General features: G+C 67.7%; 14 protein-coding genes and 2 pseudogenes. 7 read left to right on the top strand and 9 right to left on the bottom strand.

Going from position 1 to position 14,462, the window contains the following annotated elements; genetic code table 11:
- Positions 1-50 precede the first annotated feature (50 nt).
- Positions 51-1,022 carry an aldo/keto reductase gene (locus tag DER29_RS29760; RefSeq protein WP_121401002.1) on the top strand — a complete coding sequence of 324 codons (972 nt, stop codon included), beginning with the start codon at positions 51-53 and terminating at the stop codon, positions 1,020-1,022.
- A 144-nt stretch (positions 1,023-1,166) separates the two neighbouring features.
- Here the strand turns inward: DER29_RS29760 and DER29_RS29765 are convergent, their stop codons facing one another.
- Positions 1,167-2,669, bottom strand: coding sequence for an ISL3 family transposase (locus DER29_RS29765; protein ID WP_199729606.1), 1,503 nt, complete (start codon positions 2,667-2,669; stop codon positions 1,167-1,169).
- A 197-nt stretch (positions 2,670-2,866) separates the two neighbouring features.
- On the opposite strand from DER29_RS29765, the gene DER29_RS36400 reads away from it, so the two are divergent.
- Positions 2,867-3,337: a hypothetical protein gene (locus tag DER29_RS36400; protein WP_148710133.1), complete on the top strand. Its 471-nt coding sequence runs from the start codon at positions 2,867-2,869 to the stop codon at positions 3,335-3,337.
- Positions 3,338-3,427: 90 nt separating this feature from the next.
- On the opposite strand, the gene DER29_RS29770 is transcribed toward DER29_RS36400, so the two are convergent.
- The 3 genes from DER29_RS29770 to DER29_RS29780 form a co-directional block, all read right to left on the bottom strand.
- Entirely contained in the window at positions 3,428-4,522 is a 1,095-nt protein-coding gene (locus DER29_RS29770; RefSeq protein ID WP_121401441.1) for a DUF4394 domain-containing protein, read from the bottom strand.
- A gap of 133 nt (positions 4,523-4,655) precedes the next feature.
- Positions 4,656-5,111, bottom strand: coding sequence for a hypothetical protein (locus tag DER29_RS29775; RefSeq protein ID WP_121401004.1), 456 nt, complete (start codon positions 5,109-5,111; stop codon positions 4,656-4,658).
- A gap of 340 nt (positions 5,112-5,451) precedes the next feature.
- Positions 5,452-5,979 (bottom strand): hypothetical protein, encoded by a 528-nt coding sequence (locus DER29_RS29780; RefSeq protein WP_121401005.1) that lies wholly within the window; start codon positions 5,977-5,979, stop codon positions 5,452-5,454.
- A 73-nt stretch (positions 5,980-6,052) separates the two neighbouring features.
- Here DER29_RS29780 and DER29_RS36005 point away from each other — a divergent pair.
- From DER29_RS36005 to DER29_RS29790, 3 genes and pseudogenes are all read left to right on the top strand, one after another.
- Positions 6,053-6,547: pseudogene (locus DER29_RS36005) on the top strand (transposase family protein); the annotation flags it as partial.
- Positions 6,548-6,584: 37 nt separating this feature from the next.
- Positions 6,585-7,223, top strand: coding sequence for an ISAs1 family transposase (locus DER29_RS36010; protein ID WP_255421090.1), 639 nt, complete (start codon positions 6,585-6,587; stop codon positions 7,221-7,223).
- 195 nt (positions 7,224-7,418) lie between these two features.
- The gene (locus DER29_RS29790) at positions 7,419-7,916 is read left to right on the top strand and encodes a hypothetical protein (RefSeq protein WP_121401006.1); all 498 of its coding nucleotides are present in this window, start codon (positions 7,419-7,421) and stop codon (positions 7,914-7,916) included.
- Positions 7,917-8,375: 459 nt separating this feature from the next.
- Here DER29_RS29790 and DER29_RS29795 read toward each other — a convergent pair whose 3' ends face one another.
- Together DER29_RS29795 and DER29_RS35705 are read right to left on the bottom strand one after the other, a co-directional pair.
- A complete protein-coding gene (locus tag DER29_RS29795) occupies positions 8,376-9,245 on the bottom strand; it encodes a terpene synthase (protein WP_233600246.1) in 870 nt (289 codons plus the stop codon).
- A 196-nt stretch (positions 9,246-9,441) separates the two neighbouring features.
- A pseudogene (locus DER29_RS35705) lies at positions 9,442-9,543 on the bottom strand (TIGR03085 family protein); the annotation flags it as partial.
- A 70-nt stretch (positions 9,544-9,613) separates the two neighbouring features.
- On the opposite strand from DER29_RS35705, the gene DER29_RS29805 reads away from it, so the two are divergent.
- Complete coding sequence (locus DER29_RS29805; protein WP_121401007.1) at positions 9,614-10,330, top strand: hypothetical protein; 717 nt, start codon at positions 9,614-9,616, stop codon at positions 10,328-10,330.
- Positions 10,331-10,879: 549 nt separating this feature from the next.
- Positions 10,880-11,152, top strand: a complete 273-nt coding sequence (locus DER29_RS29810) for a hypothetical protein (RefSeq protein ID WP_121401008.1) — start codon at positions 10,880-10,882, stop codon at positions 11,150-11,152.
- Between the two features lie 85 nt (positions 11,153-11,237).
- On the opposite strand, the gene DER29_RS29815 is transcribed toward DER29_RS29810, so the two are convergent.
- From DER29_RS29815 to DER29_RS29825, 3 genes are all read right to left on the bottom strand, one after another.
- Complete coding sequence (locus DER29_RS29815; RefSeq protein WP_233600247.1) at positions 11,238-12,008, bottom strand: transposase; 771 nt, start codon at positions 12,006-12,008, stop codon at positions 11,238-11,240.
- A gap of 715 nt (positions 12,009-12,723) precedes the next feature.
- Positions 12,724-13,143: a hypothetical protein gene (locus DER29_RS29820; RefSeq protein ID WP_121401009.1), complete on the bottom strand. Its 420-nt coding sequence runs from the start codon at positions 13,141-13,143 to the stop codon at positions 12,724-12,726.
- On the bottom strand, positions 13,140-13,982 hold the full coding sequence (locus DER29_RS29825; protein ID WP_121401010.1) for an IS5 family transposase: 843 nt from the start codon (positions 13,980-13,982) through the stop codon (positions 13,140-13,142). Before DER29_RS29825 ends, DER29_RS29820 begins: the two co-directional genes overlap by 4 nt.
- Positions 13,983-14,462 lie beyond the last annotated feature (480 nt).

Genomic DNA, 14,462 nt, shown 5'->3' on the forward strand with positions numbered 1-14,462 from the left:
TACGGTTCTGCACCGACCGGTACTTAACTAATGGGAAGGGAAGTCGCGCCATGAAAACCATTTCGCTCGGCAGCCTCAAGGTCTCGCGCATCGGTCTCGGAGCCATGGGAATGTCGGCGTTCTACACCGGCGCCGGCCAGTTCGACGACGAGTCGATCCGCACGATCCACCGCGCTCTGGATCTCGGGGTCACCCACATCGACACCGCTGAGGGGTACGGCCCCTTCATCAACGAGGAACTGGTCGGCCGGGCCGTGCAGGGGCGCCGAGACGAGGTCGTGCTGGCGACCAAGTTCGGACTGATCCCTCACGCCGGTGGCTCGGCTCCGGACAGCACCCCGGCCAACATCCGCCTGGCCGTGGAGGGATCACTGAAGCGCCTGGGTACCGACCACATCGACCTCTTCTACCAGCACCGGGTGGACCCCAGCACGCCCATCGAAGAGACCGTTGACGTGCTGGCCGAACTGGTGGCCGAAGGCAAGATCCGCCACATAGGCCTGTCGGAGGCCAGCCCCGCCACGATCCGCCGCGCCCACGCCGTGCATCCGGTCACCGCGATCCAGTCCGAATACTCGCTGTGGACCCGCGACCCGGAGGTCGAGATCATGCCCGTCCTGCGCGAACTGGGTATCGGCTTCGTGCCGTACTCCCCGCTTGGCCGCGGCTTCCTGACCGGCAACATCCGCTCCCTGAACGATCTTGACGCCGACGACTGGCGCCGCACCAACCACCGCTTCGCCGACGGCAACCTGGAACGCAACCTGCGAATCGTCGACGAGGTCCGAGCCGTAGCCGCCGAGATCGACACCACGCCCGCACAGGTCGCCTTGGCCTGGCTGCTCGCCCAGGGTGACGACATCGCGCCCATCCCCGGCACCAAGCGAGTCGCCCGGCTGGAGGAGAACGCCGCCGCCGACCACATCGAGCTCACTGCCAGCCACGTCGCCCGCCTGAACAACCTGCCCCCGGCCTCCGGCGAGCGCTACGACACGGACAACATGGCCGCCATCGACCGCTGAACGAAGACGTACCATCACGCACGCCGCGGGTCGGCATCCGGGCGACGAGTGCAGCAGCACGCCCCTTCAGCCCGGACTGCGAGGTGCGGGGGAGTGTGGATCTAACGGCTCTGTCTCACATTCGGTGGTGACGGACGGTGCTGGTTAGCTGAGCAGGATGCGGTGTCGCAGGAGGGCGAAGCCTGCGCGCCCGTACATCTGTCGCTTGATCAGTTTGGTCTTGGTGTTGACGCCTTCGGTGCCGCCGTTGTGGAACGGGTGGGTCAGGGCGGCGTTCACGGCGTCGCGGTCGAGGCCGAGGCCGCGGGTGAAAGTGTGCAGGTGGGGAAGATCCGTGGCCTTGACCTCGACGATCCACGCGGTGAGACGGTCGTCGTTGCCGTTTGCGGGCGTGAGAAGCGCGGCGAACGAGCCGATGAAGCCGGCCAGCGCGGTCATCTCCGGGCAGGCTCCGGTGAGAGCATCGACGAGCGTCCGCTGATGCTCGGTGAGCTGGTCAGGTGCGGTCAGGAGGTAGCGGGTCAGACGCCTGGGCGATAGAGCGGGGCGGTCGGCTTCGACTCGGCCCTGGGTGATGTAGCGGTAGAGCAGGTTGAGGCTGCCGGTGTAGCCCAGTTCCCTGATCTCGGCGAGGAGTTGGGTGGCGCCGACGGCGGGGTCTTGTTCCCGGCGGCGTCGCAGGTGCTCACGGTAGGGGTCAACGAGGGTAGGCCGGTACTGCGGTGCGCGGACCAGGCGTTGCGGTTCGCTGATCCGGGCGTAGCGTTTGACGGTGTTGAGGCCGAGGTTGAGCCGGCGGGCGCATTCGAGCAGGCCGACGCCCTTGTCGAGCAGGTCGTGGACCTGCTGCCATCGCTGCCGGGTGGTCACGGCCCGGATCCCTTCCTGCGGCGGCAGATCGGTGGCGGCCCAGCATGAGCTGTGCGCGGTGACCTCTTTGCGGACGGCCTCGGCGAGGTTGTGCCACAGGTGCCAGCGGTCGGCGACCTGCACCGCCTGGGGTAGGGCGCGGCGGACTGCTTCGGCGTAGGCGCCGGAGGAGTCCCGGCACACCACCTCGACACCGGGATGCTCACGCAGCCACCCCTCCAGGGTCGCGGCCTTGCGGTCGGGCAGCACATCGATCCGCTGGCGGGTGACCGCGTCGATCAGGACGGTGGCGTAACGACGACGCCGGCACAGCGCGAAGTCGTCCACGCCGAGCACCCGGGGCACCCGCCGCTCGGGCAACGGCAGGCGCAGCAGCGCCCGCAGGGCGGTGTGCCGGGACACGACCACCGCCAGGGCCGACAACAGCCGCGCGCCGGCGCGGCCGGCCACCTGCCGCACCACCGCACCGACCTGGAAGGCCAGCCGAGGCGTGCGGCGCTGGTAGCGGTTCAGGACCCCGGGCAGCTGTTCCCGGAACGTTCGACGGCAGCCCTGGGTCGGGCACACCAGCCGACGTACGCGTACCCGGAGCACCACCGGCCGGGCATCGACCGGCACGTCCGCGAGGGTCCGCTGGTGGTACCCATGTACCCGACCCGACAACGCCCTGCAGCCCGGACAGGCCGACGGCCCTTCGGGAGTCCGAGCCCACACCAGGATCCGTTCGCCCTCGTCCGCCACGTCGTCGATCACCAGCGGCAGCAGCCCCGAGAACACGACCTTCGAAAGATCATCGATCTTACACACACGGTCTCAACGACATCGACTACCTTCGGTCACCACCGAATGGGCCGATTTCAACGTGGGGCAGCCCGTGTCGCTGCCGGACGTGCTCGCCAACATGAACAAGTGCTTCGTCGACAAGATTTCGCTGGCACGCGGTCGACGCGGACGCCCGCCAGCGCACCGATGAGTTGTTCGCCGACTGCGCCTACGACTCTGACAAGTACCGCGTGAAGGCAGTAGGCGGCAGGGGCATCCGCCTGCGCATCGCCCGCCGCGGCCAGCCCCCACGGCTCCGGCTTGGGCGTGTTCCGGTGGGTGGTCGAGCGGACGATTGCCTGGTACCGCGGGATGCGACGACTACGCATCTGCTGGGAACGCCGGACGACATTCCTGACGCCTTCCTCGGCCTCGCCACCTGCACCACCGGCGCGTCGAAATGGTCTCGTGCTGTCGGGACGGCTGCGTTGCGGTTTCGGCGTGCTGCGGTGGTGGTTGCGGTAGGCGGCGAAGCGCGGAAGGTCCTCGGCCTGCCCGAGGAAGAGTGGAGTTGCTACGTACCCGTCGTGGAACGCGCCGTCCGCGAGGCGGACGTCATGGAGGACGGCGACATCGCGGCCGTGTGGCGCGCCACCGTCGCCGTGGCCGCGAGGCGTGATTGACCTGGTCCGCCATAGCCGTGCGGCAGAGCGAAGGGGAGGCCGGTAACGCCTCGGCCTCCCCTTCGCCCGCTATGTGTGTGTCGCCGAGGTTCAGTGCTGGTCGAGTGGCAGCGCCAGGTCGACGACCGTGTAGTCGCCGAAGGTGCCCTGCTTGTCGGCGTCGCCGGTGAGCATGTCGATCTTGTAGAGCTTGCTGTCGTGGTTGACGTGCAGGACCGCGTAGCCCTTGTTGTAGACGGCCTTGTCGTCGCGGATGCTGCTGTAGATGTCGAAGCCGGCCCAGATGCCGGCGTCGACGCCGAGCTTGCCGGTGGCGGCCAGCTGGCCGGCGTTGGCCGGGGACTGTACCGCGACCTGGTCACGCTTGGTGTCGATGTCGAACAGGGTGGTGGCGGTGTCCGGGTCGAGGTCGTTGTTGGTGTACGCGGCTCCGGTCACTCCCTTGGCGGCGTCCGTCGACGGCGGGTAGGTCAGTGTGCCGTCCTCGATGGTGGTGTCGTCGTTGACGTTGTGCCGCAGGTTCTGGCCCTGGTCGCTGATGACCCGCAGCCGGTCCGCAGCCGGGTTGAAGTCGACACCGAAGTAGCGGCCCTTGAGCGGGACGCTGAGCTGGCTGACCTCGGTGGCCTTCGCGTCACGGGTGGAGATGAGGTAGATTCCGCCCTCGTCGCCGACGCCGTACAGGCGGCCGTTCTGGACCCGGTAGTCGATGCCGACGAGCTTCTCGCCGTCCTCCAGCCACACCCGGCCGATGGTGCAGGCGTCCCACGGCTTGTCGACGTCGAACTTGATCAGCTTCTGGTCGTCGGTCAGCCCGATGGCCTTGAGCCCATCCCGGCCGTCCTTCCTGCCGTACGTCGACCGGTGCTCGTTCTTGTCGTACTTCGACCAGTAGTAGTCCTCGTCCTTGTGGTCGTCGTACTTCGACCAGTGGCGGTCCTCGTGCTTGTCGTCGTACTTCGACCAGTAGCCGCTCTTGTCGTCGTCGTATCGCGACTTGTGGTCTTTGTTCTTGTCGTAGCGGTCCTTGTCGTGGTCGTAGTAGGAGTGACACGACTTGTCGCGGTGGTGCTTCCCGTCGTCCCACGACCCGCCATCGGCGGCGGCCGGGCCGGCGAACGCCCCGACTCCGACAGCAACCGACAGACCAGCGACCAGCACACCCCTGTTGAGCAGATACCTCATGTCCAGCACCCTTCCGTCACGGAAAGACCGAAAGCATCCGATCGGTCCCAGCAACATGAGAACAGCTCGCAGAAGCCCTCGGAGCGACAACGGGTGGTGGTGAACCCTTTCGGCTGAAAGAAGCCCTGACCAGCTAAAACACCGAGAACCGGCCCGGCCTGCTACGCGCTCGTCGATCCCAGTGATCGGCGCAGCTCGGCCGCTGCGGCAGCCGCCACAGCGTCTTGTCGCGCAGGCTGACGTCGAGGCGCCACAGCGCGGCGACCTGGTCGCGGGTCAACGCCCGGGTGGTGTCCACGGTGACCTTCGGCCGGACCCAGCCTGCGGTGGGATCGCCGACGATCCAGCCGGCCGACTCGCGCCACCCGGTGAGCGCGGAGCGCAGGGTGGACAGGTGCCGGACCCGGGTGGCCGGGGCAGTGGCGCCGAACGCCGCCGTGTACGCGAGCGTGGTCCGAGCCTGACGGGACTTGACGGTGGTCCCGGGCGACCAGGCGCTGGCGGCGACGTGCGCAACGAGGAACGTCTCGACGGCGTGGGCGAAGGTCGGCGTCGCGATTGACGTCTTGAGCTTATGGACCTGACCCACCGCGCACCTTAACCGCTCGTCGAGAAAATGCGTACGGGGCGAGGGTGTCAGAGCGGTACGACACTTCGGCGCCTGCGCTGCTCGTTGCCCGGCGGCGTGGTCGCGCCGGTTCGAGTTATCGCGGGAAACCGGTGATTTCCCGCGATAACCCTAAATCATGGTGTTTCAAGACTAGTGGCAGCGCCCCGGCCGCCGTCCTCGTCGGGTACGCGGCGGGCCAGACCTGATTCCGCGTCGCTAGTTTTCGACAGTGAAGGCGTGCCCGCCGTGGCGATTGGCGTAGCGGTTGCAGTACCACCCGGTCGGGCTCTGCGCCGGGCAGCATTCGGGTCGCTGGTAGTCAGTCGTCTGGTGGGAGAGCGACATCCAGGAACTCGTGGTAACAGTCCGTGCCGGCGAGTTTCCCGTCGAGGGCAAGCGCTTCACGGATGGACTCACCGCTGATCTTCGGAGAGATGCCCAGTTCTCGATCAGCCTCGCCGACGATCTCGGCCACAACGGCGGCGGCCTTCGTCGGCTCGTGGCGGACCAGCCAGTCGAGCATCTCAGCCACCGGTGCGGCGAGGGGGTAGCTGACCTGCTCTTGTGGGTTGCCGCCAGACCGCTGCCAATGTGCGAACTCCCAGAGCACTGCAGAGCGGATCGTGTTGCTCAAGCTCTCGACCGGGATGATTTTGTCGCGGTTTGCGACAACGGACCAAGCGAGGGTGTTGGCGACGTCCCGTATCCGCGGCTGCGTGCGCCAGCGCAAGGCGAACAGATTTCGGCGTTCGGGACGCTCCCACAGATCGCAGAGAAAGGCCTCGGTGAACCATCCCCATAGCTCCGTCTCGCCGACGGACAAGTTGCGGTGCTCTCGGTCGGCCATCGTGCTGGCGATGCCGTCGCGAGAGCGACGGCATCAAGGTTCTCTACGCCATGCTGATCGCCCGAAGTGAGTCATGCCCGCGCTGCCATCATCGCTGATCTCGTCCCTGTCCTGCGCACCGGCTCTGACCGTTGCCGAAACCGCTGGTGGGCTGCCCGAGGCGCTCGCCGGTCTGCCTGATCCACGCGCCAGGCGAGGTGTCCGGCATCGGCTGACAGTCGTGGTCACCGTAGCCGTGTGTGCTGTGGTCGCCGGCTACCGCTCGTACGCCGCGATCGCCGAATGGGTCGCCGACGTGCCGGCGGCAACGGCTCTCGCCTTGGGCATGACTGCCGAACGGCGCCCATCGGAGGCGATGATCCGTCGGCTGTTGCAGGCTATGGACCCGCAGCTACTGACCGCGGCGATCAGTGTCTGGCTCGCGGGTCGGGCCACCGCCACCACCTCGACGGCCGGCCGGGCGATCGCCGTCGACGGCAAGACCCTGCGCGGCTCCCGCACCACCGACACCGCCGCCCGGCACGTGATGACCGCCTGCGACCAGGCCGCCGGCGTGGTCCTGGCCAGCATCGACGTCGACGGCAAGACCAACGAGATCACCCGATTTGCGCCGCTGCTCGACCAGATCAGCGACCTACGCGACGCCGTCAATCACCGCCGACGCCCTGCACTGCCAACGCGAGCACGTCACCTACCTCGCGCAACGCGGCGCGCACTGGATCCTGACCGTCAAAGGCAACCAACCCCACCTGCACGCCCAGCTCACCGCGCTGCCCTGGCGGGCAGTCCCGGACGCCGCCCGCGACACCGACCGCGGACACGGCCGCCGCGAGATCCGCAGCTGCAAGATCCTGACGATCTCCACCGGCATCGACTTCCCGCACGCCGCCCAAGCCATCCAGATCCGCCGCCGCAGACGCCGTCTCGACCAGCCGAAACGCTTTACCACCGAGACCGTCTACGCCATCACCGATCTCCGCGTCCACCAGGCGAAACCGGCACAACTGACCGGCTGGATCCGCGGGCACTGGTCGATCGAAAACAAGGTCCACTGGGTACGCGACGTCACCTACGACGAAGACCGTAGCCAGATCCGCACCGGCACCGGCCCCGAGGTCATGGCCGCTTTGCGCAACGCCGCGATCGGCGCCCTGCGCCTGACCGGAGTCACCAACATCGCCGCCGCCAACCAACATCACGCCCGCGACAGCACCCGCCCGCTGGCACTACTCGGCGTCATCTGACGACTTTGCCGGGGCCCTGGCCAGTGGGTGCTGACGTCGATGATAGTGAGGTGGACGGTTAGCCGGTCCTTGTGTCCGCTCGGATGAGCGGCATTGCCTCACGAGGAATTAGATCGGTAGGCTGAGCGCCGATCACGCAACGTAGGTGATTGGCCTAGGTGTCTGCCGACAGGAGACCTTGTGTTCAGACGAGTTATGAAAATTGGGATCGCCCTGCTGATCTGTGTCGGTGGCGTCGGGGCGGGCGCCCTGCCAGCGCAAGCTTTTCCCGTCGATCCCTGCGATGTGTGGGTCGACTGCACGCCGCCGCCCCCGCCGCCCCCGTCAGGACCGGCGTACAACCTACAGGGCGTCATTCAGAACGAGGGTTCGGAAGTTCATCCGGACGGCTATCTCCACGGCCGCCGGGCGAAGATCCGGGGGTACTCGCGGCTCGCCACCTGGGGCAACGATCGGGTCGATGCGGACTATATCAACGTCCGGTGCTTTGCCTACGATGCGTTGGGCGGTTACAGGACCGATTACGATTCGGAGAATGGCGGCGCGCTCGTTGACGTGAGCTTCGTTTCGAACTACGTCACGGGCAGTACTCCCGCCGCCCGCACGATCACCGTGAGCTGCACCCACCACGCCACCAAGAATGGCGTTACCTACGAAACGACCAGCTCCACCGCTATTCAGCTGGCGATCTGATCCCGCTGGCTGATGATCAATCACTCGCCCAGCAATGGTCACAGGCTCGGTCCCATGTACGTAACACGCCTCATCCTGCGGGGCGGGCAGCGAGCACTGCCGGCCCGGGATCACTCCCGGGCCGGCGCAGGCCTCGGTGGTCAGCAGCAGGCGGACAGTGCGGCCACCGACCGGCCCATGCCTGGTCGGACGCGTACGGGAGGTAGCGGTGACCTCCTCCCGCAGCACCTGCTGACTCATGATGGCCAAGTCGACCTCCACCCCATCACCCGACCTGACAGCCGCGAGCCGCGTCGACTTACAGGGAACGCTTTTCATCGTGGTTTCGGCTGGTCTGGACGGGCTGTAATTTCGTTGTCAGTCCCAGGGTGGATCCTGGATCCCGCTGGGGTGCAGGTGATCGGCGGATGTCCGGAGGAATCACGGCTGGGCCACGGCTCGGAAGATGGAACGCCCGGCTCAGGCGTATCGGGCGGCTGCCAGCGACCAGTCGTACGTGGCCCGGATCCAGTTGCGCCGCGCGGTGACGGCCGGCCGCAGCCTGTCGTCCCCGGTGGCGAGGATCACCGCCTCCGTCGTCAGGTACGCCGACAGTGACTCGTTGAACCGGTCGGCCGCCGCCCGCAGGGCCGACGACTCGTCGCTCCCGGTCCCGCCCGCGGCGATCACGGCGACCAGGTTGTGCACGTCCGGCCGGGCGAGGTTCTCCTTGCCGTACGAGAAGACGTCGTTGCACCAGCAGACCAGGTCGGCGGCGAGCAGGTCGAGCGCGACCAGCGCCGGCTCGGTGCGGCTCGCCGCGTCCGGCAGCACCCCGGCGGCCAGTTCGGTGAGGGTGAAGCTGGGGTGGACCGCGCCCGTGTGCCGGCGCATCTGGACGTACTCGGCCAGCTCCGGCACCCGCCCGTGCTCCCGGTTCGCCGCCTCCCAGAGCAGTGCCAGCAGGTACTCCCGCACCTCGCCGACGAAGCGCAGCAGGAACCCCGGCGTCCCGGCGTCCCGGACCCGCTGGCACAGGTCGCCCAGCGCCGCGCCGAGCGGCCCGGCGGGGGCGGGCCCGTCGGTCGGAATCCCGTGCCCGTCCAGCACGTCCAGCAGGGCCGCGACGGTCGGCGCCAGCTGGGTGGGGGCGGCGCCGAGGCCGTCCTCGTCGCAGGCGTCGTCCATCACGAACAGCCAGGAGATCAGGTCGGCGAGCAGCCGCAGCCGGTCGACCGGCCCCTCCGGGCAGGCCCGCCCGGCCAGCCCGGAAGCGTCGGCCCGGCGCAGCCGGTGCCCGTTACTGATCAGCCCGTGGCTGAGCGCCCACTCGATGCTCTCCCGTGCCACCCGATCGGTGGCGTCGTGCTGGGACGCGGGAAAGGGGGTTCCGTTAGCGCCGAGACCGCAAAGGCCCGCATGGTGCCCCCTGCCGCGCCGCCCCCCGACGGGACGGCGCGGGACAGCGTACGGGAGCAGAGATCGGTGACGGTCGTTGGGGGAGAGATGCCCTCAGGCCCTCGTGTGACTGCTTCCGCACACGTCGTCACATGCCCAGGTCGGCGCTGCGGAGTCGGTCGGTCAGCGCCGCCGGCCCGTCGATCTGCACCCGGGCCACCCGCTGCCGGCCGGAGAGGAACAGAGTTATCCTTCCCTAACGGCCGTTGAGCAGCATCCCCTTCATGACTGGTTCGGTGTGATTCAGGGATACTTCGCGTATGCGCAGCCATGCCTTCGCCTTGATCTCCTGCCTGCTGCTGGCGGGCTGCACCACGGGCGAGGCCGCCGCACCATCGGCGGCTCCCGCCACGACCGCGTCACCGGCCCCATCGTCCGCCACGTCGGCGCCGACACCCGCGACGGCCGCGATTCCGACCGAACCGCTCCGGCTGACCGATGAAATGACCCGGCCCGGGGCGCGACTGCGGTTCGGTGAGAAGGCGATCGTGCCCGTCCGCCACTATTACCCCCTGCTGAAGACCTACGCCGAAGGCGTGCTCGGCATCGTGGTGCAGCGCATCCAGACGACCCCGGGTTCGGAGGTCCAGGGCAACTTCGACGAAGACAGCAGGGCGGTACTGAAGCGCCACACCGCGTACTACGCCAAGATCATCATCACCAACGAGAGTGGCAATGCCTTCTCGCCGGGCACGCCGCGCTTTACCGGCGAGTTCGGCGACTTCGGTCCCGCCGTCACCGTGACCGGCGAGATGCGGCTGCCGAGCTGCCGAGAAGGGTACCCACCCGATTCCGACGAGTTCGATCGCAAGGGCGCCGAATGGAAGACCTGCTTGCTCGCCGTGTCATCACGTTCCCGCCCGATGACGGAGGTGCGGTACGGCGGCCCGCCGTACGGCAAGGAGATTCAGTTCGAACAAGACCCGTCACCGGACTTCAACAAACACTACGACCTCGGAGCGATCACCTGGTCCTAACTTGATCTTTAACCTATGGCGGCCGTTCGGTGACCCCGGCTGGTCATGGTGACAGCCATACCTACCTGGGCACCTGAGGTCGTACGCCGACACACGCTTGAGCGCCCGGTTGGCGACCAGCGCGATCAGCACCCGTTCGACGTCGACCTCGGGGCGGCCAGCACCGAGCATGCCGCTCAGGATCATCGTGCTCCTGGAACTGCTAATCGCGCCAGCCGCTCTTCTTCCCCCACTCGCCGTGTTGGCTTTGCTCGTCACGATCTGCACTGCCTTGGCCGTCACCCGAGCGCTCAGCGCCTCCGTACCGCGAAAGGTGATCAAAGGCCGGCGGCGGCAGGAGGAACGCGTGGCTGAGGAAGCTGTCAGCAGATGGCGCCGAGAGAACCTGTGACCCGTAAGGTGCCCCCGGAACCGAGCGGCCCGACAAGGTGGGGCGCGCCGGTCCTCGGGGGGTCTGGTGCTTGCGGCATCACGGAGGCAGTCTGTTGTCGACACAGATCGACCGCCGTTCTCGTCCCGGAGGACGGCACGCCGGAAGGGAGCAGGACGGTGAACGTGGAACGCGACAGGAGTGACCGAAACGTCGGCGAGGAGATCGACGCCTACGACCGCGCGGTACGCCGGGCACACGTCAAGCGCCACGTCCTGTTCTCGGTGACAGGGGCGCTCGTGTTCACGCTCCTGGCCGGCGTCGTGGGGCTGGTGCTGGACGGTGTCGACGCGATGGTCAAGCTGGGCGGCTACACCTTCCTGGCCACGGTCCTCATCGGCGTCATCGACGTCGGCTACCGGCTCTACGCGATGCGCGACGAGGACATATGACGACGTCGGGCCGTCATCGTCGTCCGGACTGTGCTTACGAACATCATCTAACCCATCCCCGGCTTGGTGGTTACCGGGCCGGGGCTTAGCGCCAACTTCCGTTCCGTTCTTCCTCAACCCCCACCTCGTGCCCAGCCGCCACCGGGACCCCACCCGACCAATCGTGGCGCTCCTCAGCGTGCGGCCCATCTTGAGATCCAGATTCGGGCATTGGGAGTAAAAGCTGCGAACAGGGCAGGACGGTTTCTCCAAGTCCCACTGACGGCAGCCGGTCGACCTGCAGCAGGATCACGGTGCCATCGATGATCGGCAGCGGGCCGTGCTGGGGCGGTCCAGGCGGTCGGTGGGTGAGCCCGGGGTGCAGTCGGTGCGCGGTTGCGGCGCCGTAGCGACGGGTGTCGGTGGTCGTGGTCACGTCCGGGGCGCCCCAGCTGCTCGGGTCACCGAAGATGAACTCGCCGCCATGCCCTCGTGGGCGGCCGGTGCTGCCGGGCAGCCGCTGGACCACGTCGCGCAACTGCTCGGCGGTGGCAGCGTCGTCGCCGGGCGCCAGCCGGCGGGCGTCCAACGGTGCGGTCGACGAGGTGCGCCCGGCCTCCAGGGCGGTGACGATTGAGTACGGCCAGCCCGGAACCCCGTTGTGGGTGTCCTTGCCGCGACCGTAGGTGTGGCACAGCACCCGCTGCGGGCAGGTGTGCGCCTCCGGCCGCAGCCAGTAGGTCGCATCCACCGCCAGGACGGTCCGCCCGTCCGCGGCCCGCGGCACCGTCACCACCGCGGTGCGCAGCCGCGCGATGTCGATCCGGCCGCGGTTCAACGCCGCGTACAGCCGAGCCGCGGCCGCGGCGGTGCTCACCCAACAGCGACAACTCCACCAGCGACCGCACCGGCCCGTCGGCGCACATCAGCGCATCTGCCAGCTCGAACAACGCATCCCCACGAGCGGTCAGACAGGCGTGGAACTCACGCCGGAACGCGGCCAGCCGCCCGACCTCATCGGTCGACTCGACATCGTGCACACTGATCATCAGGCTCTGTCTCACATTCGGTGGCGACAGAAAGTAGCGAACAAGCCCCTCCCGTGTGGCAGTGTGTCCAAAGTGGCGCAATCGGGACAGACCGCATTAGGAGGCCGTCGATGCGGCTCCCCGCGGAGACCAGCCAGCCCTGAAGCGCCGGCTTCGGAGGCTCGCACGCAGGCCTGCAATGTTGCTACGGACTTTAACCACCGAATGTGAGCCAGAGCCGAAATCGCCACACTCCCGATTGGCGGCCGGCCTGGGGATCCGGCCAGTGCGCCAGCGGCGTCTCACTGGGTGGCACGATCCAGCCGGTCGTCCACCGGCCCAAAATCACCCGCCCCTGCAGCGGTACGGTCACCCAAGGGGACGCCAGCCGTCTCGGCGGCTGGTGGGTACGAGCAGGCGGGCGTGCGGGTCGTACCGCTCGTATGCCTGTTCCAGGTACTCGGCCTCAGCGCCGATAGCAGTCACGCAAGGGTCTGAGAGGGTGGTTCGGGGGTCTATGTCCGTTGTGGGTTTGGCTGCGGGGTAGAGGCCCTGCTCGTGGTGCTACGCGGCCGGCGGTGGCGAGGCGAGGGTGAACAGGCCGGCCTCGGGTTCGGTCAGGATCTGGCGGGCGACGAGGCGTTTGAGCTTGGCGCGGAGATTCTCGGTGTCCTTGGTGGTGGTGCCGGCGCCGAGGGCATGGCAGATGTCTTTGGCGCGCATCGGTGCGGTGGCGGCGTGGAACACGGCGAGGATCTGCTGGTAAGCGGGGCTGGCGACGGTCGCGTCAGCGGGTGCCGCCGGGTCGGCGTGGTCGGTCAGGCTCAGCAGCGTCTTGCGGGTGATGGCGAGTTCGGCCAGCTCGGTCTCGGCCATGGTGAGCTGGTCGGTGAGGGTGGCGATCTGCTCGCGGAGCCGCTCTGCGGTGATGCCGGCGGCGGTCTCGCGTTCGGTGAGCAGGTCCAGCAGCGGCGGTCGGGTCACCGCTGGTAGTCCGGGTCGCGCCAGGACGCGGTGGCGGTGCCGGTCAACCGGCGGATGAGGTTCGCCGTCGACGCCCACCAGGTGCGTGACACCGCCGAGGCGGGTCGGCTCTCGTACTCGCGGACCAGACGGCGGTGCAGCATCAGCGTGCCGTTGGTCTGCTCCACCACCCACCGGCGTGCGATCGGCACGAACCCGGCGGCCGTGTCGGTGCGCTTGACCTGCTCGACGTCGATACCGTTCACCGCGCCGTGAATCTGCACGTCGTCTTTGAACCCGGCGTCGACCCATGCCTTGGTCACCGTAGGGGTGTGGGCCACGACGTTGTCCAGCAGTCGCACGCCGATCGCGTTGTCCGTGACCGACGCGGCGGTGACCACCACGGCGATGATCAACCCCAGGGCGTCCACCGCCAGGCCCCGCTTACGGCCCGGGACCTTTTTCGCGGCGTCCTTGCCGGTCGTCGCGGCCGGGACGTGGTTGGCCGCCCGGATCGACTGGGTGTCCAGCACCACCGCGGTCGGGTCCTCCCGCCGGCCGGCTCGCTCCCTCGCCTGGCAGCGCAACAGATCATGAATCACCTGGTCGGTGCCGTCATCACGCCACAGGGCGAAGTAGTAGTAGGTGGCCGACTTCGGTGGCAGGTCATGCGGCAGGTACGCCCACTGACAACCGGTCCGGTTCTGGTAGAAGATCGCGTTCACGATCTCCCGCAGCGCGTAGCGGCCCTGATGCCCCGACACCGACGGGTGCCGGTCCTTCCACGCTTGCAGGAACGGTCCGACCACCAACCACTGCTCGTCGGTCAGGTCACTCGGGTACGCCGCTCGCTCGCCCATGATCGACCCAACGCGATGGAGGCCTCACCGGTTACGACCATCGCTCGCATTCACACACTGAGCCAAGCCCACAATGGGCAAAGGCTACCGAACCACCCTCTCAGCCTCACCTGGGCAGGCGTTCCTACCCGTGTCCACCCATTCCGGACGGCACGCTCCGTACCCAGGGCGTTGCGGGGAGAGCCTCTATTTCGCGTAACGCCCCGCCACCCCAGCTAGCCCTCGTGAAGGCGCGAGGCTAGGGGTTGTTGTTAGGGGTGGTCCATGGCTATCGTTCACCAAACTTGATCAACGGTAACTCTCCACGCTGCCGATAACTGTATAAGTCCGCCTTTCAGCTCTCTTTCCTGTTCGGCGGCACGCATTGACACAATTGTCTTGCCGCAGGTGTCGAACGGGGGAGGGGCATTGTTCGCACGCGTATTTGTTCCTGGCGAATTCATTGCCGTTGTCGGCCAGGCCGGCCGGGGACTGCCCGGG

It is taken from the genome of Micromonospora sp. M71_S20 (genome assembly GCF_003664255.1).
Classification (GTDB): domain Bacteria; phylum Actinomycetota; class Actinomycetes; order Mycobacteriales; family Micromonosporaceae; genus Micromonospora.

Coding starts and splice junctions, on each gene's coding strand:
- DER29_RS29760 (WP_121401002.1), top strand. CDS start 51: ATGAAAACCATTTCGCTCGGCAGCCTCAAGGTCTCGCGCATCGGTCTC.
- DER29_RS29770 (WP_121401441.1), bottom strand. CDS start 4,522: ATGAGGTATCTGCTCAACAGGGGTGTGCTGGTCGCTGGTCTGTCGGTT.
- DER29_RS29780 (WP_121401005.1), bottom strand. CDS start 5,979: ATGGCCGACCGAGAGCACCGCAACTTGTCCGTCGGCGAGACGGAGCTA.
- DER29_RS29790 (WP_121401006.1), top strand. CDS start 7,419: ATGAAAATTGGGATCGCCCTGCTGATCTGTGTCGGTGGCGTCGGGGCG.
- DER29_RS29805 (WP_121401007.1), top strand. CDS start 9,614: ATGCGCAGCCATGCCTTCGCCTTGATCTCCTGCCTGCTGCTGGCGGGC.
- DER29_RS29825 (WP_121401010.1), bottom strand. CDS start 13,982: ATGGGCGAGCGAGCGGCGTACCCGAGTGACCTGACCGACGAGCAGTGG.